Annotated in this window: 20 protein-coding genes and 1 tRNA gene; 6 read left to right on the forward strand and 15 right to left on the reverse strand. The window is 66.6% G+C overall.

Features of this window, described 5'->3' with window-relative positions; genetic code table 11:
* Positions 1–447: 447 nt before the first annotated feature.
* The 5 genes from ampD to A9J21_RS04645 all read right to left on the reverse strand — a co-directional run bounded on the left by ampD (position 448) and on the right by A9J21_RS04645 (position 6050).
* Positions 448–1044 (reverse strand): 1,6-anhydro-N-acetylmuramyl-L-alanine amidase AmpD, encoded by a 597-nt coding sequence (gene ampD, locus A9J21_RS04625; RefSeq protein ID WP_066732349.1) that lies wholly within the window; start codon positions 1042–1044, stop codon positions 448–450.
* Positions 1037–2716, reverse strand: a complete 1680-nt coding sequence (locus tag A9J21_RS04630) for a sigma-54 dependent transcriptional regulator (protein ID WP_066732350.1) — start codon at positions 2714–2716, stop codon at positions 1037–1039. Before A9J21_RS04630 ends, ampD begins: the two co-directional genes overlap by 8 nt.
* A 38-nt stretch (positions 2717–2754) precedes the next feature.
* Entirely contained in the window at positions 2755–4776 is a 2022-nt protein-coding gene (locus A9J21_RS04635) for a PAS domain-containing sensor histidine kinase (RefSeq protein ID WP_066732352.1), read from the reverse strand.
* Entirely contained in the window at positions 4773–5039 is a 267-nt protein-coding gene (locus tag A9J21_RS04640) for a PP0621 family protein (protein WP_066732353.1), read from the reverse strand. Before A9J21_RS04640 ends, A9J21_RS04635 begins: the two co-directional genes overlap by 4 nt.
* Positions 5040–5105: 66 nt before the next feature.
* Positions 5106–6050 carry an inner membrane protein YpjD gene (locus A9J21_RS04645; protein ID WP_066732354.1) on the reverse strand — a complete coding sequence of 315 codons (945 nt, stop codon included), beginning with the start codon at positions 6048–6050 and terminating at the stop codon, positions 5106–5108.
* A 118-nt stretch (positions 6051–6168) separates the two neighbouring features.
* On the opposite strand from A9J21_RS04645, the gene ffh reads away from it, so the two are divergent.
* Both ffh and A9J21_RS04655 read left to right on the forward strand, forming a co-directional pair.
* A complete protein-coding gene (gene ffh / locus A9J21_RS04650) occupies positions 6169–7560 on the forward strand; it encodes a signal recognition particle protein (RefSeq protein WP_066732355.1) in 1392 nt (463 codons plus the stop codon).
* A 50-nt stretch (positions 7561–7610) separates the two neighbouring features.
* On the forward strand, positions 7611–8153 hold the full coding sequence (locus A9J21_RS04655; RefSeq protein WP_066732357.1) for a hypoxanthine-guanine phosphoribosyltransferase: 543 nt from the start codon (positions 7611–7613) through the stop codon (positions 8151–8153).
* A gap of 42 nt (positions 8154–8195) precedes the next feature.
* Here A9J21_RS04655 and A9J21_RS04660 read toward each other — a convergent pair whose 3' ends face one another.
* The 6 genes from A9J21_RS04660 to A9J21_RS04685 all read right to left on the reverse strand — a co-directional run bounded on the left by A9J21_RS04660 (position 8196) and on the right by A9J21_RS04685 (position 13996).
* Positions 8196–8828, reverse strand: a complete 633-nt coding sequence (locus tag A9J21_RS04660) for a LysE family translocator (RefSeq protein WP_066732358.1) — start codon at positions 8826–8828, stop codon at positions 8196–8198.
* Positions 8829–8939: 111 nt separating this feature from the next.
* Complete coding sequence (locus tag A9J21_RS04665) at positions 8940–9611, reverse strand: LysE family translocator (RefSeq protein ID WP_066732359.1); 672 nt, start codon at positions 9609–9611, stop codon at positions 8940–8942.
* A gap of 131 nt (positions 9612–9742) precedes the next feature.
* Positions 9743–10600: an AraC family transcriptional regulator gene (locus A9J21_RS04670; protein WP_066732360.1), complete on the reverse strand. Its 858-nt coding sequence runs from the start codon at positions 10598–10600 to the stop codon at positions 9743–9745.
* Positions 10564–11499, reverse strand: a complete 936-nt coding sequence (locus A9J21_RS04675) for a 2OG-Fe(II) oxygenase (RefSeq protein WP_066732362.1) — start codon at positions 11497–11499, stop codon at positions 10564–10566. Before A9J21_RS04675 ends, A9J21_RS04670 begins: the two co-directional genes overlap by 37 nt.
* Positions 11496–12257 (reverse strand): lytic transglycosylase domain-containing protein, encoded by a 762-nt coding sequence (locus A9J21_RS04680; RefSeq protein WP_066732364.1) that lies wholly within the window; start codon positions 12255–12257, stop codon positions 11496–11498. The genes A9J21_RS04675 and A9J21_RS04680 overlap by 4 nt, the downstream gene beginning before the upstream one ends.
* 17 nt (positions 12258–12274) lie before the next feature.
* Positions 12275–13996 (reverse strand): proline--tRNA ligase, encoded by a 1722-nt coding sequence (locus tag A9J21_RS04685; RefSeq protein WP_066732366.1) that lies wholly within the window; start codon positions 13994–13996, stop codon positions 12275–12277.
* Positions 13997–14192: 196 nt separating this feature from the next.
* On the opposite strand from A9J21_RS04685, the gene A9J21_RS04690 reads away from it, so the two are divergent.
* Both A9J21_RS04690 and A9J21_RS04695 read left to right on the forward strand, forming a co-directional pair.
* On the forward strand, positions 14193–14894 hold the full coding sequence (locus A9J21_RS04690) for an RNA pyrophosphohydrolase (RefSeq protein WP_066732368.1): 702 nt from the start codon (positions 14193–14195) through the stop codon (positions 14892–14894).
* The gene (locus A9J21_RS04695; RefSeq protein WP_066732370.1) at positions 14891–15469 is read left to right on the forward strand and encodes a CNP1-like family protein; all 579 of its coding nucleotides are present in this window, start codon (positions 14891–14893) and stop codon (positions 15467–15469) included. The genes A9J21_RS04690 and A9J21_RS04695 overlap by 4 nt, the downstream gene beginning before the upstream one ends.
* 71 nt (positions 15470–15540) lie before the next feature.
* Here A9J21_RS04695 and proB read toward each other — a convergent pair whose 3' ends face one another.
* The 4 genes from proB to rplU form a co-directional block, all read right to left on the reverse strand.
* The gene (gene proB, locus A9J21_RS04700) at positions 15541–16659 is read right to left on the reverse strand and encodes a glutamate 5-kinase (protein ID WP_066732374.1); all 1119 of its coding nucleotides are present in this window, start codon (positions 16657–16659) and stop codon (positions 15541–15543) included.
* Between the two features lie 50 nt (positions 16660–16709).
* Positions 16710–17807 (reverse strand): GTPase ObgE, encoded by a 1098-nt coding sequence (obgE, locus tag A9J21_RS04705; RefSeq protein ID WP_066732376.1) that lies wholly within the window; start codon positions 17805–17807, stop codon positions 16710–16712.
* 204 nt (positions 17808–18011) lie between these two features.
* Positions 18012–18272, reverse strand: a complete 261-nt coding sequence (rpmA, locus tag A9J21_RS04710) for a 50S ribosomal protein L27 (RefSeq protein WP_066732378.1) — start codon at positions 18270–18272, stop codon at positions 18012–18014.
* 51 nt (positions 18273–18323) lie between these two features.
* Positions 18324–18635 (reverse strand): 50S ribosomal protein L21, encoded by a 312-nt coding sequence (gene rplU, locus A9J21_RS04715; protein ID WP_008647259.1) that lies wholly within the window; start codon positions 18633–18635, stop codon positions 18324–18326.
* A 507-nt stretch (positions 18636–19142) separates the two neighbouring features.
* Here rplU and ispB point away from each other — a divergent pair.
* The gene (gene ispB / locus A9J21_RS04720; RefSeq protein WP_066732380.1) at positions 19143–20072 is read left to right on the forward strand and encodes an octaprenyl diphosphate synthase; all 930 of its coding nucleotides are present in this window, start codon (positions 19143–19145) and stop codon (positions 20070–20072) included.
* Positions 20073–20178: 106 nt separating this feature from the next.
* Positions 20179–20255 (forward strand) — tRNA-Pro (locus A9J21_RS04725).
* Positions 20256–20319: the final 64 nt, after the last annotated feature.

The following is a 20319-nucleotide window of genomic DNA, read 5'->3' on the forward strand; positions in this document are numbered from 1 at the left end:
GCCGGACCCCCGGCGGCACCACTAGATGTTGTGGTGCCGTTCAAAACTGGGCCTAAGTATAGTGAAAAGAGACAGCAAGACCAGTCTTGACAAGCGCGGCGCGGGGTCTGGGCGGGCCGGTGCGGCGGCGCCACATTCCCGCAAAGCGCGCTGCCTCAAGGCTTCGCGGCGTCACGTTCGGTGGCGCACAAAATTTCGAAAATTTTTTAATGGGAATGGATCACCGATAGGTGACCCAGGATGGGGCGCGCCTGCGACCGCCGGGGCGCGATTGTAGCCGCCATTGCGCCGAAATGAAGCGGCGTTCACGTAACTGCACAGGTATTTTTCAGTGCGATGACAACCTGCGGGACGCGGGGTTTTGTTGGCGCCACATTCACCGTTTTGATGCCACCGCGCGTTTTGCGGCGTTTGTGCAACACAGTGATTATCCCTACACAGATTGGGTCATCCGTGCCGATACGGCAGCAGTTCCGCAGGCAGGTCCGCCTGCGCCGCGAACCGGTGCCAGTCGAAATGCGGGCCCGGATCGGTCTTGCGTCCGGGCGCGATATCGCTGTGCCCGGCAATGCCCTGGATCGGGTAGGCGGCGCGCAGCGCGGTCACCAGCGCGGCGGCGGTGTCGTACTGGGCCAGCGTGAACGGCTGGTCGTCGGCGCCCTCGATTTCGATGCCGATCGAGAAGTCGTTGCAGCGCTGGCGTCCGCAGAACGCAGACTGCCCCGCATGCCACGCGCGCTGCGTGCAGGCCACGAACTGCACCAGTTCGCCGTCGCGGGCGATCAGGAAGTGGGCCGACACGCGCACATCGCGGATGGTCTCGAAGAACGGATGGCGCGACGCATCGAGCCGGTTCTGGAAGAACGCCTCGATGTCGCCGGTGCCGAACTGACCGGGCGGCAGGCTGATGTTGTGGATGACCAGCACGTCGAGCGGCGCGCCATCGGGCCTTGCATCGAAATTCGGCGACGGCACGCGCCGGGCGGCGGGCACCCAGCCGTCTGCGTCAGGCATGAAGTCGTGGGCGCCGGTAGCGTCACGCATCGCCGCGTCCCTCGCCCTCGGCCACCGATTCGCCATCGTCGGCGGCATCGCGGCCGTCCCGGCCATCGCGTTCGTCGCGAATACCCAGTTGCTGGATGCGGTACCGAAGCTGACGGAAGTTCAGGCCCAGCAGCGGCGCGGCCGCCGTGCGGTTGAAGCCGGTCTGGCGCAGCGCGCGCAGGATCAGCTCGCGCTCCACCGCTTCCAGCCGTGCGGGCAGGTCGATCGGGAAATCGAGGTCGGCCAGCGCCGCACCCAGCGGGTCGGTCGCCACGCTGTCGCCGCCCTGCCCGGCCTCGCCGTCATCCGAGCCCGGTTCGGGCGCCAGTTCCGGGAATACGCCACCCGGCGCCGCAGCGCCGGTGGCCGGCCATGTCGTCGGGCTGCCCCAGGCGTGATAGCCGGCCGGTGCGGCCACGGGCGCGCCAGCCGGCATGGGGGACATGCCGGTCTGCAACAGGCTTGCGCGCTCCATGCCGGCGTCGAGCGGCCCAAGGTCGGCCACGGCGATTTCGTCGGTCTCCGCAAACGCGTAGGCGCGCTCCAGCAGGTTTTCCAGTTCCCGCACGTTGCCCGGGAACGGGTACGCCGTCAGCCGTTCCAGCGCGGCACGCGACAGCCGCTTGGGATGCGCGTCGCCATAGCGGGTAGCCAGGTGTTCCAGGATCGCGTGCGCCAGCACGGGCACGTCCTCGCCGCGCTCGCGCAGCGTGGGCATGCGCAGTTCCAGCACGTTGAGCCGGTAATACAGATCCTGCCGGAACAGTCCGGCCGCCACCATTGCCGCCAGGTCCTTGTGGCTGGCGCACATCACGCGCACGTCGACGCTGTCTTCCCTGCTGGCGCCGATCTTGCGCACGCGGCGTTCCTGCAGCGCGCGCAGCAACTTGACCTGCATGGCCAGCGGCAGGTCCGCCACTTCGTCCAGCATCAGCGTGCCGCCGTGGGCGGCCTGGAAGAACCCGCCGCGCTCGGCGTCGGCGCCGGTGAAGGCGCCCTTCACATGGCCGAAGAATTCCGACTCCATCAGCGTTTCCGGAATCGCGCCGCAGTTCACGGCCACGAACGGATGCGCCGACCGGGCGCTGATGGCGTGGATGGCCCGTGCGGCGCGTTCCTTGCCGCTGCCTGACTCCCCGCTGATCACCACCGGCGCCATGCTGCGCGCCAGCCGTGACAACGAGCGCCGCACCTCGTTGACGGCCGCCGACACGCCTGGCAGCAATTGCGCCGCGCGGTCGGCCAGTTCGGGCGACTCGGCCGGGCTGCCGCCATCGGCCGGCGCGCGCTGCTGGCGGCCCAGCGCGTTCAGGATCAGCGTGCGCAGCTGTTCCAGCGAGACCGGCTTGGCGATGTAGTCGAACGCGCCGGCCTTCAGCGCATCCACGGCGTTATCGGCGCTGCCGTAGGCCGTGATCACCGCCACCGGTGTCCGCTCGGGCGACGCCGACAACTGGCGCACGATCTCGATGCCCAACCCGTCGCCCAGGCGCATGTCGGTCAGCACCAGGCTGTAGCGGCGCTCGGCCAGGCGCAGGCGCGCCTCGGCCAGCGAACCGGCCATCACCACGTCATGGCCCATGCGGCGCAGCGAAATGTCCAGCAGCTCGCGCAGGTCGGCCTCGTCGTCGATGACAAGGATCGGAGCGGGGGCGGGCGGTCTGGGTGGCATGACGATGGAATGTCCGGTTGTTGTTTTTGCGATGCGAACTAGCCGGCGATGGCCGCGTCGACCACGTCGGGGGTCTCGATGCGCATCGTCAGCACGAATGCCTTGGCCGGCAGTGTATCGCGAGCCCCACCGCCCAGCATCCCGGTGCGGTCCAGCAACGCATCGAGCACGATGGCGCCATAGCGCACCTGGGCGTCGTTCGCGCCGCACAGCTCGCGCGCCATGAACAGGCCCAGCCCGGTGCCCTGCGGATTGCTGGTGAAAAACGGCTCGAACAGGCTGCGCTGCTGCTCGCGCGTGACTTCCGCCCCATCGTTCCAGACGATCAGTTCGGCGTGGTGCTGGTCCAGCGCGTGGGCCAGCAGGCGGATCGATCCCGGCAGCCGGCTGCAGTAGCGCCAGGCGTTGTCCAGCAGGTTGCCCAGCACCTGCTGCAGCTGGGACGCATCGAAGATGACCGGCCCCTGCAGGTCCACGACCACGCGCACCGCATTGGGATTGACCTCGGCGCGGGCACCGGCGCGCGAGCGCATCTCCAGGCGCCAGCGGTCCACGATCTCGGGCAGCGCCTGGCCGAGATCCACCGCGCTATGGCCCGCCTTGGGGCGGCGCGACAGCTGCAGCACGTCGGACACCACCTGGTCCAGCCGGCGCACGTTGTCGCTGATGATGCGCAGCAGCCGGGCATCGATCGACGAGCCCTCGCCGCCGCCAGAATCGGCCAGCAGTTCGTTGGCCTGGCTGATGGCAGCCAGCGGATTGCGGATCTGGTGCGCCACGCTGGCCACCAGCCGGCCCATCGCCGCCAGCTTTTCCTGCTGCACCTGTTCGGCGATCCGTTCCCAGCTTTCGATATGCACCAGCACCGTGTCGCGCATTTCGCTGCGCAGCAGGGTTTCGTCCTCGGGGCTCCAGGCCATGGCCTCGTTCTGGGCAATCGCCAGGCGCAGCCGCGCGGCGCCTTCGGCGGACATGTCATGCAGGCCCATGGTATCGCCGCCCAGCGACGACACGCCGTTCAGGGTGGCCCGCAACCCCGCCAGGCCAGGCAGCACGAAGCGCAGGCGCAGGCGGGTGTGCAGCATCGGCGCGCGGCTGGCCGACGGGCGCGACGGCAACGGCAGCAATTGCAGGATGCGCGGCACATCGTCCTTGCGCTGGATCCAGTCGCGCAACATCTCCATCAGCGGTTGCAGGCGCGGAATCCGCCGCAGGTCGAACAGCACGTTCTCGCGCTCGCCGGCCCGCACCTGCCCCTGCCTGACCCGCTCGTGCGGCTGCACGCCCAGCAGCACGAATGCCGCCGGGTTGGCGGCCACCACGGCACCGTGGGCCCGCACCAGCATCACGCCGTCCTGCATGTCGTTGACCATCAGCCGGTTCACCAGCTGCTGCATGCGCAGTTCCTGCTCGCGTGCCAGCGCCAGCTGCTCCTGCGCGATCTGGCGGTTTGCCAGCATATACATCAGCAGCGCGGCAATCATGAACACCAGGCCAAACAGGCCGGAGCCCAGCAGGTTGGCATCGGCCTGGCGCACCAGCAGGGTCTGGACGAACGGATTTGCCATGACCAGCATGGCCGACACCGCGGCGGTCAGCAGCGCGAACATCAGGCTGGTGAGCGCGCCGGCCTCCAGCGCGGGCAGCAGGAAGATCATCGCCAGACCTTCGCCGTGATTGCCGCTGCGGCCCAGCACCACATAGATGGCGGCCAGCAGCGCCAGGTCCACGATGACCTGCACCCGCACGCGCACATGGAAATGGCGCCGCCAGAGCGTGCCCAGCAGCGTCGCCAGCGCGATGCACAGATACGGCACCACCACCGGGATGGCGGCGGCCGTGCGCGCGGTGGCCGCCAGGTCGGTCACGGTCACGCCGGCAGCGGCGCGCTCCAGCGGCAGCCAGGCATAGCCCAGCAGCAGCACGGCCACGGCCGCGCGGGTCCAGCAGAAATAGCGCAGCAGGCGCCAGTGGAAGTCGGGCGGTTCGGGCTGGCGCCAGAGATCGACCAGCGTATGCCAGCCGCTCAGCCGGGACCAGACCGACGCCCGGCGCATCATGCCCCGCCCTCGCCGGCCGAATCCGGAAGGTGGCTGCGGCGGCAGTAGTGCTGCCCCTGCCACGCAATGGCGTCGGTGCGCGGCAGGTGTACGCCGCAATGGGCGCACTGCACCATCGGCTGGCTGGCGTCCGGACTGGCCGGTTCGCGGCCGCCGGCGGCATTGCGCCGCGCCGGCCCGGAATCCTGGCGCGCACTGGCGCGCTGGCGCAGCCACCAGAGAACGCCCAGCACGACGGCCAGCAAAATGAAGATTCTTGCCATGGATCGGAAATACAGGAACGGGTTGGCCTGGGGAAGGGACGATGGAGAAGGGGCGACGGACCCCGGTCAGGTGATCCGGTGCAGCACCACCTCGATCACGAAGCGGCTGCCCACATAGGCCAGCAACAGGATGCCGAACGATGCAATGACCCAGCGCAATGCCGTGCGGCCGCGCCAGCCGCGGAAATGCCGGCCGATCAGGATACCCCCGAACATCAGCCAGGAAATGATCGCGAAAACGGTCTTGTGATCCACCCGGAACGCCCGGGCGAACAGCTGCTCGGAGAACAGGAAGCCCGACGCGATGGTCAGCGTCAGCAGCACGAAGCCGGCAGCGATCAGGCGAAACAGCAGTTTTTCGAGCGTCAGCAGCGGCGGCAGCAGGTCGAGCCAGCGGCCCAGCCACTGCCCGGACGCGGGCTCGCCCGCCGCGGGTCGGGTAAAACCGTGCAGCCGGCGCTCGGCCAGCAGCATCAGGAAAGCATGGAAGGCGGCCAGCGTGAACAGCCCGTAGGCCACGTTGGCAATCACGAAATGCAGCTTGAACAGCGGCCGCGCCGCGTAGCCCAGGATCTGCGCCCCCGGAAACGCCAGCGGCATCAGGCTTGCCAGCATCGCCACCGGAAACACGATCAGCCCCAGTCCGGCCAGCGAAAAGAAGAAGCTCTCTATCCAGTAGATGCCCACCCCCAGCCAGAGCATGGCCGACAGCGCGAAGGCAAACCCGAACATCATGTGGTCTGCCGGGAAAATGGTCTCGTGCAGCAGTACGCCGTGGCTGACCAGTGCGGCCATGACCAGCCCATGCCACCAGGCAGGCTGGCCGTCGGTGCGCCCGCCGTTGGGCGTGGGCGATGGCATCAGCACGGCCGTCGCGCCGGCTCCGGGACGCCCGGATGGCCCGACCGTGGCCCCGCCGGCTGCCGCCAGTTGCGGGTTGCGCGTCGCCCAGCCGTGAAAGGCCAGGCCGCAGTAGAGAATTGCCGTCAAGGCATACAGTACAATGGCCATTTGCGCAGTTTACCTTAGTGCCATCACGGGTGGTTCTGGCGATGGGATTCCCGCCACACCGCCCCTGCCCGAGCCGGCTGCGCCCCGCATTCAAGCCGATTTCCTCCCCTTTTCTGCCATGCTGGATAACCTCACACAACGCCTGGCGCGGGTCGTCAAGACCATGCGCGGCGAGGCCCGACTGACCGAGGCCAACACTGCCGAGATGCTGCGCGAAGTGCGCCTTGCCATGCTCGAAGCCGACGTGGCGCTGCCGGTCGTGCGTGACTTCATCTCCCGCGTCAAGGAAAAGGCGCTTGGCGAGGATGTGGTCACGAGCCTGACCCCGGGCCAGGCCCTGGTGGGCGTGGTGCAGCGCGAGCTGACCGCAATCATCGGCGGCGACGACGCCATTGCCGACCCGAAGATTACCGAGCTGAACCTGAACGTCCAGCCGCCGGCCGTGATCCTGATGGCCGGCCTGCAGGGTGCGGGCAAGACCACTACGTCCGGCAAGCTGGCCAAGTGGCTCAAGGAAAACAAGAAGAAGAAGGTGCTGACGGTGTCGTGCGACGTGTACCGTCCCGCCGCTATCGCCCAGCTCAAGACCGTGTCCGAACAGGTGGGCGCGGACTTCTTCCCGTCGCAGCCCGACCAGAAGCCGGTGGACATTGCCCGCGCGGCGCTGGACTGGGCCCGCAAGCACTACCACGACGTGCTGATCGTCGATACGGCCGGCCGCCTTGGTATCGACGAGGCGATGATGCAGGAAATCGCCGCGCTGCACGCCGAACTGAAGCCCGCCGAAACCCTGTTCGTGGTCGATGCCATGCTGGGCCAGGACGCCGTGAACACGGCCAAGGCGTTCAACGATGCCCTGCCGCTGACCGGCGTGGTGCTGACCAAGCTGGACGGCGACGCCCGGGGCGGTGCCGCGTTGTCCGTACGTCACATCACCGGCCGGCCGATCAAGTTCGTCGGCGTGGCCGAAAAGCTCGACGGCCTGGAACCCTTCTATCCGGATCGCATGGCCCAGCGCATTCTGGGCATGGGCGACATCCTCGCGCTGGTGGAAGAAGCCCAGCGCGGCGTGGACATGGAAGCGGCCGAGAAGCTGGCCAAGAAGATCAAGAAGACCGGCGGTTTCGACCTTGAGGACTTCAAGGCGCAGATCGGCCAGATGAAGAAGATGGGCGGCCTGGGCAGCCTGGTCGACAAGCTGCCGGCCCAGTTCGCGCAGCAGGCGCAGGGCGCCAACATGGACCAGGCCGAAAAGCAGGTGCGCCGCATGGAGGGCATCATCAACAGCATGACGGCCGCCGAACGTGCCAAGCCCGAACTGATCAAGGCCAGCCGCAAGCGCCGCATCGCCGCGGGCGCCGGCGTGCCGGTGCAGGAAGTGAACCGCCTGCTGAACCAGTTCGACCAGATGCAGGGCATGATGAAGAAGCTCAAGGGCGGCGGCATGATGAAGATGATGCGCCAGATGGGTGCCATGAAGGGCGGCATGAAGGGCCTCTTCAACCGCTGACCCGCTCCCGACACTGATTCCCGCAAAAGACAAGTAACAGGACACCGATCATGATGACCGTCGAACAGGCCCGCGAACTCTGGGCCAGCTCCGAGGAAATCGTCAGCGCCGAAGAGGTGCAGCAATCGCTGGACCGCATGGCCAGCGAGATTACCGACAAGATGGGCAACGACTTCCCGCTGGTGCTGTCCGTGATGGGCGGCGCCGTGGTGTTCACGGGCATGTTGCTGCCCAAGCTGCAGTTTCCGCTGGAATTCGACTACATCCACCTTTCGCGCTACAACAACAAGACGGTGGGTGGCGAGATGCAATGGCGCGTGGCGCCTCGCGAATCGGTCAAGGACCGTGTGGTGCTGGTGCTTGACGACATCCTCGACGAAGGCGAGACCATGGCGGCCATCCGCCAGCGCATCATGGACATGGGCGCCAGGGAATTCCACGCCGCCGTGCTGTGCGAAAAGACGCTGACCAAGCTCAAGCCGATGCACCCCGACTTCTGCGGCTTCAAGGTGCCCGACCGCTACGTCTTTGGCTGCGGCATGGACGTCAAGGGCTACTGGCGCAACCTCGGCGCCATCCGCGCCCTGGTCTGAACGATACCGGGGCCATTGAAGCCCCGTCTGCCCGCGCTGCGCTCAGTGCGGGTGGGCGCCCAGGATAGGCCAGAGCGATGCCAGCAGCAGCAACGCCATCGTCACATTGAACACGCGCAGCACGCGCGGATTCGCCAGCCAGCGGCGCAACGCCGCGCCAAACACCGCCCACGTGGTGATGCTTGGCAGGTTCACCACCCCGCACAGCACCGCCATCAGGGCCGCATTGGTCCACAGGTTGGGATGCAGCACATAGGCGCTGCACGCGCCAACCGCCATCACCCACGCCTTGGGATTCACCCACTGGAACGCCGCCGCGCGCAGGAAAGTCATGGGCCGCGCCACCTCGCGGTCCTGCAGCCCGCCGGCCGTGGCCAGCTTCCACGCCAGCCAGACCAGATAGGCCGTGGCCGCCACGCGCAGCACGCTCCACGTCCACGGAATCGCCGTGAACACCGAGCCCAGGCCCAACCCCACGATGACCATCATCACCACCATGCCGATGCAGATGCCGAGCAGATGCGGCACGGTACGGCGCAGGCCGAAGTTGACGCCCGAAGCCAGCAGCATCGTGTTGTTCGGGCCGGGAGTGATCGACGAGACCAGCACGAAGGCGCTATAGGCCATCAACGCGCCCGTACTGGCGGCAAGTTCGAGGGGAAGGGTCAGAGCCATGACGGCGCTCCTGAAAATCGAAACAGGCGCTCAGTCTAGGGACACTGCTCAGTACAGTACCGATACAGTTGAGGCGAAATGTGCCGGTACGGCATCGGTCGCGCAGCCACGCTAGCGGCCAGCGGCATGGATGGCGACCGCGACGGCCATTCCCCACAGCACCACGCCGGTAGCCCGTTCGACGGTACGTACCGAGCGCACAAAACGCCCCATCACGACCGGATGCCGCACGGCGGCCGCCACGGCGATATCCCACAGCAGCACCGCTGCGAACATCCACACCCCATAGGCGGCCTGCGTGGTCAGCGACGTGGACCGCCCCGCCAGCACGGCAAACAGGCTGGCGTAGAACAGCCCGTTCTTGGGATTGAGGACAGCCGACAAAAAGCCCGAGCCAACCTGCGCCAGATACGCGGGGCCGGGCATGGCGCCGGATGTCCGTGGTGCATCGGCAATATCCGCGGGCGCGGCGGGCAGCCGCACGGCGCCACGCGCACGCAGGAATTTCCACCCCATCCACATCAGGTAGGCGCAGCCGGCCCATTGCAGCGCGCCGAACAGGCCGTGCATGCCGGCCGTGGCAGCCAGTCCCGCAAGCGCCAGCGCAATATAGACGCCGTTGCCCAGCGCGATGCCCAGGCATACGCCGATGGCGCTGCGCACGCCGTCGACCATCGACGCCCTGACCACCAGGAAAAAGTCCGGCCCCGGACTCAGCAACGCCAGCCCATGCGCGCCGGCCACCATCGCAAACTGCTGCCACGACGCCTGATCGAATCCCATCCCAGCCTCCCTGCCTTTGAACACGTGTCGAGGCGGGCAGTCTGGCGGCACCGGCGCGGCAAGGATTGAAGAAAATTGCGCGGGGCGCGCGGTGGTCCCGAAGGCTGAAGCCTGGAGGCCCCGGAGTCCAGCTAGCCCAGCCGCTGATACGCGCGCGGGGTCAGCGCCACGCGCTGGCGGAATGCGCGATGAAAGTGGCTCTGGTCGGCAAACCCGAGCTGCTGGGCTACATCGGCCGGGGCATGGCCACGGCGCAGCAGCCGGCGCGCATGCTGGATGCGGATATCGATCTGGAACGCATGCGGCGTCATGCCAATCCGCGCCCGGAAATGGCGGATCAACTGATAGCGGCTCATCCCCGCCACCTCGGCCAGCTGGGCCAGCGGCAGTGCGTCGCCATGGCGGTCGTGCAGCAGCGCGGTCACGCGATCGAGCGGGCCGTCCGCAGGCAACCGATCTGCCGGCATGCCCTGCCCGCGCCCATTCGGCCCATCCTTCGCCAGCCAGGCCTGCATGTCGCCCACGAATGCCACCAGCGCCGCCTCCTTTTCCACCACCTCGGCATCGGAAAACAGCATCGCGTTCAGCGCGCAGACCAGCGCGTACGGCGCAGCATCATCGGTGACGTGGACCCGCCGCACGCGGGCCCGGCCCGCCTCGTCCAGCACCGCATCGGCCCATGCCGCGTCGATATGGATCATCTGGTAGCTCCAGCGCCCGTCGGGCACCGGGTTGCAGGCATGCACGCAGCCGGCGGGCACCCACACCACTGCGCCCGGCGCCAGCCGGGTATCGCGCCGGACGTTGCGCTGGTCATGGCCGAAGACACTGGCGCCGCCGTCGACGGCGCCGACCGACAGCGTGGGATGCGTATGCGGAAGGTAGGCGGCCTGGCTATCGCAGGCGCGCCGGCTTTCGACCACGGGCAGCGCCGGGTCGAACCAGAAGCGGCTCAGCCCCGGCTGCGATACGGATGCTCGCGCAGCCATTTGGTGGCAATCCACTTCTCTCCGGACGCCACGGGCAGTCCGGCATGCAGCGTGCGGTCGTCGAGCGTGCCGTCGGGCTGCTTGTAGCGGAAGAACACCGCATTGCCCTTGACCGGCGCCACCTCCAGACCAACCCGCGGGAACGCCGTGGCGCCCCCGGCCGGCGGACTGTTCAGGTAGATCACCAGCGTAGCCACGCGCTGGCCGCCCACGCGCAGCTGGCGCGCTTCGCCGGGGCGTTGCGGATTGAAGAAATCGAAATGCGGCTGGTACTCGCCGCCGGGCTTGTAGTTAAGGATCTGCAGGCCCTCGCCATGCTCGACCGGCAAGCCTGTGATGGCGGCGATACGGGCCTCGATCTGCTGGATCAGCGCATGCTCGCCAACCTGGAACATCGCGCCCATGCTGGTGCGGGCGTCGATCAGGTTTTCATCGCCGGTGTCCGGATTCACCACGGGCGAGCGCTGCAGGCGGTCGCGCGCCAGCGAGATCAGCGCGTCGCACTCGGTGCCATCCAGCAGATTCTGCAGCAGCAGGATGCGCGGCGCCTCCAGCGCGAACAGGATCGGCATCTCGCGCCCTTCGTGGCGGAACGCGTTGCTGCCGGCGGCCGGTGTGGACGCTGCAGCCGCCACAGCCCCGGCAGCCGGAACTGCCGACGCCGCAGGCTGGCCCGCCCGCCGGGTCACTACCGGCGCGGGTGCCGGCGCCTGCCTGGGCGGCGGGCGGTGGCCCAGCGCGGCATTGACGGTATCGCGGGCGAACGTGGCGTCGTAGCCCGACCGCAACATCGACAGCACCAGCGATTCGGCATCGAAGCCCTGCTCGATATGGCGCTTCAGCCATAGTTCGAGTTCGGGGGACGTGGCGCGATACCCTGCGCGGGACTCACGTGTCATGACGGATTCGCCAGCCGCTGCGGCGAGAACGGGTTACGCGCAGGCGATTCGGGCGGCAGCGTGCGGCGTGCCGGCGCCGTGGCCGCGGGCGCCGCGCCGTCGGGGTCGCCGGCGATCGTGACCGTGGCCTCGGAATACTGCCAGCGCTTCCAGGCGCCCAGCACCGCATTGGGATATTCGGGGCGGCCACGGCTGCCGTTGTAACGGCCCAGCGCCAAGAACAGGTCGCCGTTCTCGCGATCCAGATAGTGGCGCAGGATCGTGCAGCCGTAGCGCAGGTTGCTTTGCAGGTGGAACAGCTTGCGCGTGTCACCGTCACCGATAGAGCGTACCCAGAACGGCATCACCTGCATCAGCCCGCGAGCATCGGCCGAACTGATGGCGTACTTGCGGAATCCGCTTTCCACCTGCACCAGGCCCAGCACCAGCGACGGCTCCAGTCCGGCCCGCTTGGCTTCGTAATAAACCGTTTCGATCAGTTCGACGCGCGTCTGCGGATCGGGCATCCGCGATTCCAGCCGCCGCGACATCTCACCCAGCCATTTCAGGTAGCCAAGCTTCTCGCCGCCGGACGCAAACGTCGGACGCACCGGCCGGTTATCGGCAATCGCCGCAGCCAGCGCGCCCCGCACGGAATCGGCCAGCGCCTCTTCCTTCTGCGCGCCGGCGCAGGCTGCCGTGGACAACACGGCACAAAACACGCCGCCAGCCAGGGCGGCAGCCCAGCGGCGGGACATCGGCAGGCCAGCGGCGCGCATGACGCTTCGACCGTCGCTTAGCTGGACAGCAGGTTGCGCACGTGCGCCACCACGTCGGCCACGGCCACCGGGGTGGCCTGCGCATCGCGGCGGCCCTGGTATTCGACCTTGCCTTCCTTGAGGCCACGGTCGCCCACCACCACGCGGTGCGGCACGCCAATCAGCTCCCAGTCGGCAAACATCACGCCCGGGCGCTCGCCGCGGTCGTCCAGGATCACGTCCACGCCGGCTGCCAGCAGTTCGGCATGGATGCGGTCTGCCTCGGCCTTCACCGCTTCGTTGCGGTCATAGCCCACCGGGCACACCACCACCGCGAACGGGGCGATGGAAGCCGGCCAGATGATGCCGCGCTCGTCGTAGTTCTGTTCGATGGCCGCGCCCAGGATACGAGTGACGCCAATGCCATAGCAGCCCATCTGCATCGGCTGGTTCTTGCCCGTTTCGTCCAGGAACACCGCATTCATCGACTCCGAATAGCGGGTGCCCAGCATGAAGACGTGACCCACCTCGATGCCGCGGCAGATTTCCAGCGTGCCCTTGCCGTCCGGCGAGGCATCGCCCGCCACCACGTTGCGCAGGTCCGCCACGGCCGGCTCGGGCAGGTCGCGGCCCCAGTTCACGCCGGTGTAGTGGTAATCACGCTCGTTGGCGCCGCAGCAGAAATCGCTCATGTTGGCCACGGTGCGGTCTGCCACCACCTTGACCGGCTTCTTCGTGCCGATCGGGCCCAGGTAGCCCGGAGGCGAGCCAAAGGCGTCGACGATCTCGGTCTCGGTGGCGAATCGGAATTCGGCCAGGCCCGGCACCTTCGATGCCTTGACCTCGTTCAGTTCGTGGTCGCCACGGATCAGCAGCAGCCAGATCTGCGCGCCGGCATCGCCATCGGTGGCCAGCACGATCGACTTGACCGTGCGGTCCAGCGGCATGCCCAGGAATTCGGCCACGTGCTCGCACTTGGCCTTGCCCGGCGTCGACGTCCTGGCCAGGTCCTCGGCCGGCGCGGCGCGCTGGGCCGTCAGCGGCAGCGCCTCGGCGGCTTCCATGTTGGCCGCGTACTCCGACGTGGGGCAGTAGACGATGGCGTCTTCGCCGGTGTCGGCAATCACATGGAATTCGTGCGAGCCCGAGCCGCCGATGGCGCCGTTATCGGCCGCCACCGCGCGGAATTCCAGGCCGAAACGCGTGAAAATGCGCTGGTAGGCGTCGTACATGCTCTTGTACGAGACCTTCAGGCCCTCGACGTCACGGTCGAACGAATAGGCGTCCTTCATCGTGAATTCGCGGCCGCGCATGATGCCGAAGCGGGGACGGCGCTCGTCGCGGAACTTGGTCTGGATCTGGTAGAAGTTCACCGGCAGCTGCTTGTAGCTGCGGATTTCGCCCCGGGCGATGTCGGTGACCACCTCTTCCGAGGTCGGCTGCAGCGCGAAATCGCGCTCGTGGCGGTCTTTCAGGCGCAGCAGCTCGGGGCCCATCTTGTCCCAGCGGCCGGTTTCCTGCCACAGCTCGGCCGGCTGGACCACCGGCATCAGCAGTTCCACGGCGCCGGCGCGGTTCATTTCCTCGCGAACGATGTTCTCCACCTTGCGGATCACGCGCAGGCCCACCGGCATGTAGCTGTAGATGCCGGCGCCCAGCTTCTTGATCATGCCGGCCCGCATCATCAGTTTGTGCGACACGATTTCCGCGTCTGCGGGGGCTTCCTTGAGGGTGGAAATGAAGAAATGCGAGGCTTTCATCCGTTGGATTCTCGTAAGGCTGGTCGTGGCGGGCCGGATCGGCCGCGCCGCCGGACGGCAGCAAAGGACTTTCGGTTCACGGGGGGACGCGCCTGAAACTGCCCATCTGGTCGGGAAAACCAGCATTCCCGGGGTCGGGCCGATGCGCGCGCATCCCTTATAATCGACGTAATTCTAAAGGATTCGAGGTGCAGTCATGCTCGATCGTGAAGGCTTTCGCCCGAACGTCGGCATCATCCTCATCAACGCACGTAACGAGGTTTTCTGGGGCAAGCGAATCGGCGAACACTCCTGGCAGTTTCCGCAAGGTGGCATCAAGTACGGCGAGACGCCGGAACAGGCCATGTTCCGCGAGCTGCAAGAAGAAGTCGGGCTGCTTCCGGAGCACGTCAGGATCGTCGGTCGCACGCGCGACTGGCTGCGTTATGAGGTGCCGGACAAGTTCATTCGCCGCGAGATCCGCGGCCACTACAAGGGCCAGAAGCAGATCTGGTTTCTGCTGCGCATGGTGTGTCGCGATTGCGACATCCACCTGCGCGCGAGTGACCATCCGGAATTCGATGCCTGGCGCTGGAGCGACTACTGGGTGCCGCTGGACGCCGTGATCGAATTCAAGCGCGACGTCTACCAGCTGGCGCTGACCGAACTGTCGCGGTTCCTGAACCGTGGCCGCGTGCCGCTGAGCCCTTACGGGCATCACCATATGGGGCACGGCCGGCATGGCGAAGGCGCGCGTCCGCACCGGCAGCCGGAAGCCGCGCCAGTGGCGTTGCAGGCAGCCACGGCCGACAGCGACCACGCCACCGGTGACACGGCGACCCTGGATGCGGCGGCCATCGTGCCCGAGACCACTCTTTCGCCGGACCAGCCGGCGACCAACAAACGGAGTCATGGATGACTAGTTTCAGCGGCCGGGGCCTTCGCTCCGGCCTGTTGCTGGCGGCAGCCTGCCTGGCGCTTGCCGGCTGCAAGACCACTGGCAAGGGTATGCCCGAGGAAGAACAGAAGGCGTCCGACAGCGGCTTCATCAATCCCTTCGAGGACCGGCCGTTCAAGGAAGTGCAGGCGGCGCTGCCGGCGCTGCCCCAGGACGCGGACCTGATCCCGTTCTCGGTCAACGATTCGTCCGACTTCCGGTTCATGGTCGATCCGAAGTCGATTTCGGTCGGCCCCGACCGCGTGGTGCGCTACACGGTGGTCATCACCAGTGCCGGCGGCGGCCGCAACGTCAGCTACGAAGGCATGCGCTGCGACGCGTTCGAGCGCCGCATCTACGCCACGCTGCCCAAGGGCGCCACGGAATGGGTGCCGAACCTGGGCGAGGACCGTGACCTGTGGATCCGCATGCAGACCCGCGCCCGCAACGCCTACGCGGCCACGCTGGCAACGGACTACTTCTGCGAGGGCCGCACGGTGGCCGGCAAGCCGGAACAGATGATCCGCGACCTGAAGGCCTACGCGCCCAGCCGCTGACCAGCCCTCCGGGCAAAAAAAAGGCGAGTACCCAATGGGACTCGCCTTTTTTCATGGGCGCCGGGCCGTTGTCAGACCAGCACGAGGTTGTCGCGATGAATCAGCTCGGGCTCGTTCAGATGGCCCAGCACCGTCTCGATTTCGGAAGACGGCTTGCGCGCGATCAGCCGGGCCTCGGCGCTCGAATAGTTGGTGATGCCACGCGCCACTTCGCGGCCGGTATCGTCGACGCAGGCCACCACTTCGCCACGCGCAAACTCGCCCTGCACTTCCGTCACGCCGATGGGCAGTAGCGACTTGCCGCCGGCCGTCAGCTTTTCGACGGCGCCGGCATCGATCACCACGCGGCCGCGCAGCTGCAGGTGATCGGCCATCCATTGCTTGCGTGCGGTCAGCCGGCCCGTGGGCGCCAGCAGCTGCGTGCCGATGGCCTCGCCAGCCGCCAGGCGGCCCAGCACATCCTGCTCGCGGCCCGATGCAATCGTCGTATGGGCGCCGGATTTGGCGGCACGCTTGGCCGCCAGGATCTTGGTCAGCATGCCGCCGCGCCCGATGGACGTGCCCGCGCCGCCCGCCATGGCTTCCAGCTCCGGCGTGCCGGCCAGCGCCTCGTCGACGAATTCGGCATTCGGGTCCTTGCGCGGATCGGCCGTGTACAGGCCACGCTGGTCGGTCAGGATCACCAGCGCATCGCCTTCGATCAGGTTCGTGACCAGCGCACCGAGCGTGTCGTTGTCGCCGAACTTGATTTCATCGGTGACCACGGTGTCGTTCTCGTTGATGATCGGCACCACGCCCAGGCTCAGCAGCGTAAGCAGCGTGGAGCGCGCATTGAGATAGCGCTCGCGGTCGGCCAGGTCGGCGTGGGTCAGCAGCACCTGCGCCGTGCGGATGCCATAACGACCGAACTGACTTTCGTAGACCTGTGCCAGGCCCATCTGGCCCACGGCGGCGGCCGCCTGCAGTTCGTGGATTTCTTTCGGCCGGCGCGACCAGCCCAGGCGCTGCATGCCTTCGGCGATTGCGCCCGAACTGACCAGCACCACTTCCTTGCCGGTACCGCGCAGCTTGGCGATCTGGGCCGCCCAGCGCGCAATGGCGTCGTGGTCCAGCCCCTTGCCGTCGTTGGTGACCAGGCTCGAACCCACTTTGACGACAATACGTTTTGCCTGGGCGATGACCGATTGCATGACGGGTTTCCTGTCTCCGAGCCGTGGTTATTGTGTTGGGGTGTGACAGCTTACGCCTGCTCGTCGCCCCGGTCGACGTTGTGCAGCCGGTCATCCAGGCGGATGTCGGGCTCTGCCAGCGCCGCGGCCTCTTCAGCCTTGAGCGCAGCCAGGTGGTCCTTGATCGCGTAGACCAGCTCGCGGCAGCCCTCGCCGGTCAGCGCCGAGATATGGAACACCGGGCCCTTCCACTTGTAGCGCTTGATGAAATCCTTCACCCGCGTGGCGCGCTCGTCGTCGGGCACCACGTCGAGCTTGTTCAGCACCAGCCAGCGCGGCTTTTCGTACAGGGTCTCGTCGTACTTCTTCAGTTCGTTGACGATGGCCTTGGCCTCGGCAACGGGGTCGACGTTCTCGTCGAACGGTGCGATATCGACGATATGCAGCAGCAGGCCGGTTCGCTGCAGGTGGCGCAGGAACTGGTGGCCCAGGCCGGCACCTTCGGCGGCACCTTCGATCAGGCCGGGAATGTCCGCCACCACGAACGACTGCTCATGGTCCACGCGGACCACGCCCAGGTTCGGATGCAGCGTGGTGAACGGGTAGTCCGCCACCTTCGGGCGGGCGTTCGACACATGCGAGATGAACGTGGACTTGCCCGCGTTGGGCATGCCCAGCAGGCCAACGTCGGCCAGCACCTTCAGTTCGAGCTTGAGCATGCGGCGCTCGCCCGGCTTGCCGTCGACCTGCTGGCGCGGCGCGCGGTTGGTACTCGACTTGAAGTGCAGGTTGCCCCAGCCGCCCATGCCGCCTTCGGCCAGGCAGACGCGCTGGCCGTGCTCGGTCAGGTCGGCGATGACCTCGCCGGTATCCATGTCGGTGATCAGCGTTCCCACCGGCATGCGCAGCGTGACGTCTTCGCCGGCGGCGCCATAGCAGTCGGAGCCACGGCCGTTCTCGCCATTGCGGGCGACGTGCTTCTTGGCGTAGCGGAAGTCGATCAGCGTATTGATATTGCGGTCGGCCTGCGCGAACACGCTGCCGCCACGGCCGCCGTCACCGCCATCGGGGCCACCGAAGGGCACAAATTTCTCGCGCCGGAACGAAGCGCTTCCGTTGCCGCCATTGCCGGCGATCGCTTCGATACGGGCTTCGTCAATGAACTTCATGTTGGTCTTCCGATGAGGATCTGGCTGCGCCCGCGAAACGCCAGGGAAACGAAGCGAAGCGGTTCTGGCCAGGGCGCGTGGCCGCAGATAATACAAATGTTACGGCAAGGCCGCGCAACGACGCCAGAAGCGTTTTGCCGGCGAGCCGAAAATAAAAAAAGCCCCGCATGTGCTGCGGGGCCTTTCGTGCTGCAAAGGCTGTTATCAGGCCGCCGGAACGACGCTGACTTGCTGCTTCTTGGCAGCGCCCTTGACGGCGAACTGCACGTGGCCGTCCACCAGCGCGAACAGGGTGTGGTCCTTGCCAACACCCACGTTGTCGCCAGCGTGCACGCGCGTGCCGCGTTGACGAACGATGATGCCGCCGGCGTTGATGGCCTGGCCACCGTACACCTTCACGCCCAGACGCTTCGATTCCGAATCACGTCCGTTCCGCGTAGAGCCGCCGCCTTTTTTCTGTGCCATGTCTTAACTCCTGTTGACCTTATGCGATGAAACCTGTGTCCGAGCCGGGGCTCAGGCAACGATGGCTTCGATGCGCAGTTCGGTGTAATTCTGACGATGGCCCTGACGCTTCTGGTAGTGCTTGCGACGGCGCATCTTGAAGATCTTCACCTTGTCGTGACGACCTTGGGCGATAACGGTAGCCTTGACGGAAGCCCCGCTCACCAGCGGCGTACCAAACTTGATTTGGTCGCCGGCGCCCACTGCGAGCACCTGGTCCAGCGTGATTTCTGCGCCAATGTCAGCCGGTATCTGTTCTACTTTAAGTTTTTCGCCAGCAGCAACCTTGTATTGCTTGCCGCCGGTTTTTACGACCGCGTACATTGTCGAACCTCTCGATGTTGATTGAAACGATGAATGCTGCTCCGGGAGACCCGGAGCCGGCGCCGTTTCGTGCGCCGCAGACGGTGCGCGCATGAAGCGCGACCGAAGGAACCGCAAATTATAATCCGGTTTACGGAAAAGCGCAAAGAAAACAAGAAGATAGCCCGCCGGGCTGCCTGCTGGGGCGGGCAGCGCACTTCCCGCTTGCGTGCGGGATCAGGTCAGGTCGGCCAGCAGGAACCCGGCCAGGGCAGCGAACGCCACCCACCAGGCTGTGCGGCGGACATGCCGTCGGGATGCATGGGGCTTGTCCATGACGGCATTATAGATGCGCGCGTGCCCCGGCCGACGCCCGCACGGCGGCACGTCTGACATTCCCTTCCATCGCACTCCAACGACGGCCATAGTCACACCTGCATCGCATATAATCCACCGGTTTTGCGAAACGGTGATCTCATCTTGTCCCAGTCTTCCGCCACTGCCTTGCTTGCCCCGGTCGCTGCCGACATGCGCGCCGTTGACGCCGTCATCCGCCGTCGCCTGTCGTCCGAAGTCCCGCTGGTCGAGCAGATTGGCGAATACATCATCAGCGCGGGCGGCAAGCGCCTGCGCCCGGTCATCCTGCTGCTGTCGGCACGCGCGTTCGGCTACGAGGGCCACCGCCATCACGAACTGGCCGCCGTGGTGGAGTTCATCCACACGGCCACGCTGCTGCACGACGACGTGGTGGACGAATCCGAGCTGCGGCGCGGCCGCCAGACGGCCAACGCCGTGTTCGGCAACGCCGCCAGCGTGCTGGTGGGCGATTTCCTCTATTCGCGCGCCTTCCAGATGATGGTGGACGCCGGCAGCATGCGCATCATGGAGATTCTCTCCAACGCCACCAACGTGATTGCCGAGGGCGAGGTGCTGCAGCTGCTGAACATGCACGACCCCGACGTCACGGTAGAGCGTTATCTGCAGGTGATCCGGTACAAGACGGCCAAGCTGTTCGAGGCCTCGGCGCAACTGGGCGCCGTGCTGGCCGGCGCCGACGCCGCCATGGAGGAAGCCGCCGCCGAGTATGGCCGACGCATCGGCACGGCGTTCCAGCTGATCGACGACATGCTCGACTACACGGCCAGCGCCGAGCAGATGGGCAAGAACGCCGGCGACGACCTGCGTGAAGGCAAGCCCACGCTGCCGCTGCTGCACCTGCTGGAGCATGGCACGGCCGAACAGCGGGAACTGGCGCGCGACGCCATCGTGCAAGGCGGCACCGAACACTTCGACGCCGTCTTCTCGGCCATCCACGCCAGCGGGGCGCTGGAGGTAACGTTTGCGGCCGCCCGCCACGAGGCCGAAGCCGCCGAGCAGGCCGCCATGCAATTCCCGGATTCGCCGCTCAAGAACACGCTGATCGAACTGTGCGCATTCTCGCTGCAGCGACAGAGCTGACGGCGGCCAGCACTTTTTCTTGAGATGGTGCTTGCCAACCTCAGGAAACGCCGCTAGAATTTTGTTCTTTGCTGCTGACGACGCAATGTCAGCCGGCAACAGAAATCGGGGTGTAGCTTAGCCTGGTAGAGCGCTACGTTCGGGACGTAGAGGCCGGAGGTTCGAATCCTCTCACCCCGACCAGATTTCGATGTACGGCACCGCCGCACATCACAGGTATCAGCAGGAAGCCGCACAGCGATGTGCG

The organism is Cupriavidus sp. D384 (assembly GCF_001652915.1).
Classification (GTDB): Bacteria; Pseudomonadota; Gammaproteobacteria; order Burkholderiales; family Burkholderiaceae; genus Cupriavidus.

Coding starts and splice junctions, on each gene's coding strand:
- ampD (WP_066732349.1), bottom strand. CDS start 1,044: ATGCGTGACGCTACCGGCGCCCACGACTTCATGCCTGACGCAGACGGC.
- A9J21_RS04630 (WP_066732350.1), bottom strand. CDS start 2,716: ATGCCACCCAGACCGCCCGCCCCCGCTCCGATCCTTGTCATCGACGAC.
- A9J21_RS04635 (WP_066732352.1), bottom strand. CDS start 4,776: ATGATGCGCCGGGCGTCGGTCTGGTCCCGGCTGAGCGGCTGGCATACG.
- A9J21_RS04640 (WP_066732353.1), bottom strand. CDS start 5,039: ATGGCAAGAATCTTCATTTTGCTGGCCGTCGTGCTGGGCGTTCTCTGG.
- A9J21_RS04645 (WP_066732354.1), bottom strand. CDS start 6,050: ATGGCCATTGTACTGTATGCCTTGACGGCAATTCTCTACTGCGGCCTG.
- ffh (WP_066732355.1), top strand. CDS start 6,169: ATGCTGGATAACCTCACACAACGCCTGGCGCGGGTCGTCAAGACCATG.
- A9J21_RS04655 (WP_066732357.1), top strand. CDS start 7,611: ATGATGACCGTCGAACAGGCCCGCGAACTCTGGGCCAGCTCCGAGGAA.
- A9J21_RS04660 (WP_066732358.1), bottom strand. CDS start 8,828: ATGGCTCTGACCCTTCCCCTCGAACTTGCCGCCAGTACGGGCGCGTTG.
- A9J21_RS04665 (WP_066732359.1), bottom strand. CDS start 9,611: ATGGGATTCGATCAGGCGTCGTGGCAGCAGTTTGCGATGGTGGCCGGC.
- A9J21_RS04670 (WP_066732360.1), bottom strand. CDS start 10,600: ATGGCTGCGCGAGCATCCGTATCGCAGCCGGGGCTGAGCCGCTTCTGG.
- A9J21_RS04675 (WP_066732362.1), bottom strand. CDS start 11,499: ATGACACGTGAGTCCCGCGCAGGGTATCGCGCCACGTCCCCCGAACTC.
- A9J21_RS04680 (WP_066732364.1), bottom strand. CDS start 12,257: ATGCGCGCCGCTGGCCTGCCGATGTCCCGCCGCTGGGCTGCCGCCCTG.
- A9J21_RS04685 (WP_066732366.1), bottom strand. CDS start 13,996: ATGAAAGCCTCGCATTTCTTCATTTCCACCCTCAAGGAAGCCCCCGCA.
- A9J21_RS04690 (WP_066732368.1), top strand. CDS start 14,193: ATGCTCGATCGTGAAGGCTTTCGCCCGAACGTCGGCATCATCCTCATC.
- A9J21_RS04695 (WP_066732370.1), top strand. CDS start 14,891: ATGACTAGTTTCAGCGGCCGGGGCCTTCGCTCCGGCCTGTTGCTGGCG.
- proB (WP_066732374.1), bottom strand. CDS start 16,659: ATGCAATCGGTCATCGCCCAGGCAAAACGTATTGTCGTCAAAGTGGGT.
- obgE (WP_066732376.1), bottom strand. CDS start 17,807: ATGAAGTTCATTGACGAAGCCCGTATCGAAGCGATCGCCGGCAATGGC.
- rpmA (WP_066732378.1), bottom strand. CDS start 18,272: ATGGCACAGAAAAAAGGCGGCGGCTCTACGCGGAACGGACGTGATTCG.
- rplU (WP_008647259.1), bottom strand. CDS start 18,635: ATGTACGCGGTCGTAAAAACCGGCGGCAAGCAATACAAGGTTGCTGCT.
- ispB (WP_066732380.1), top strand. CDS start 19,143: ATGCGCGCCGTTGACGCCGTCATCCGCCGTCGCCTGTCGTCCGAAGTC.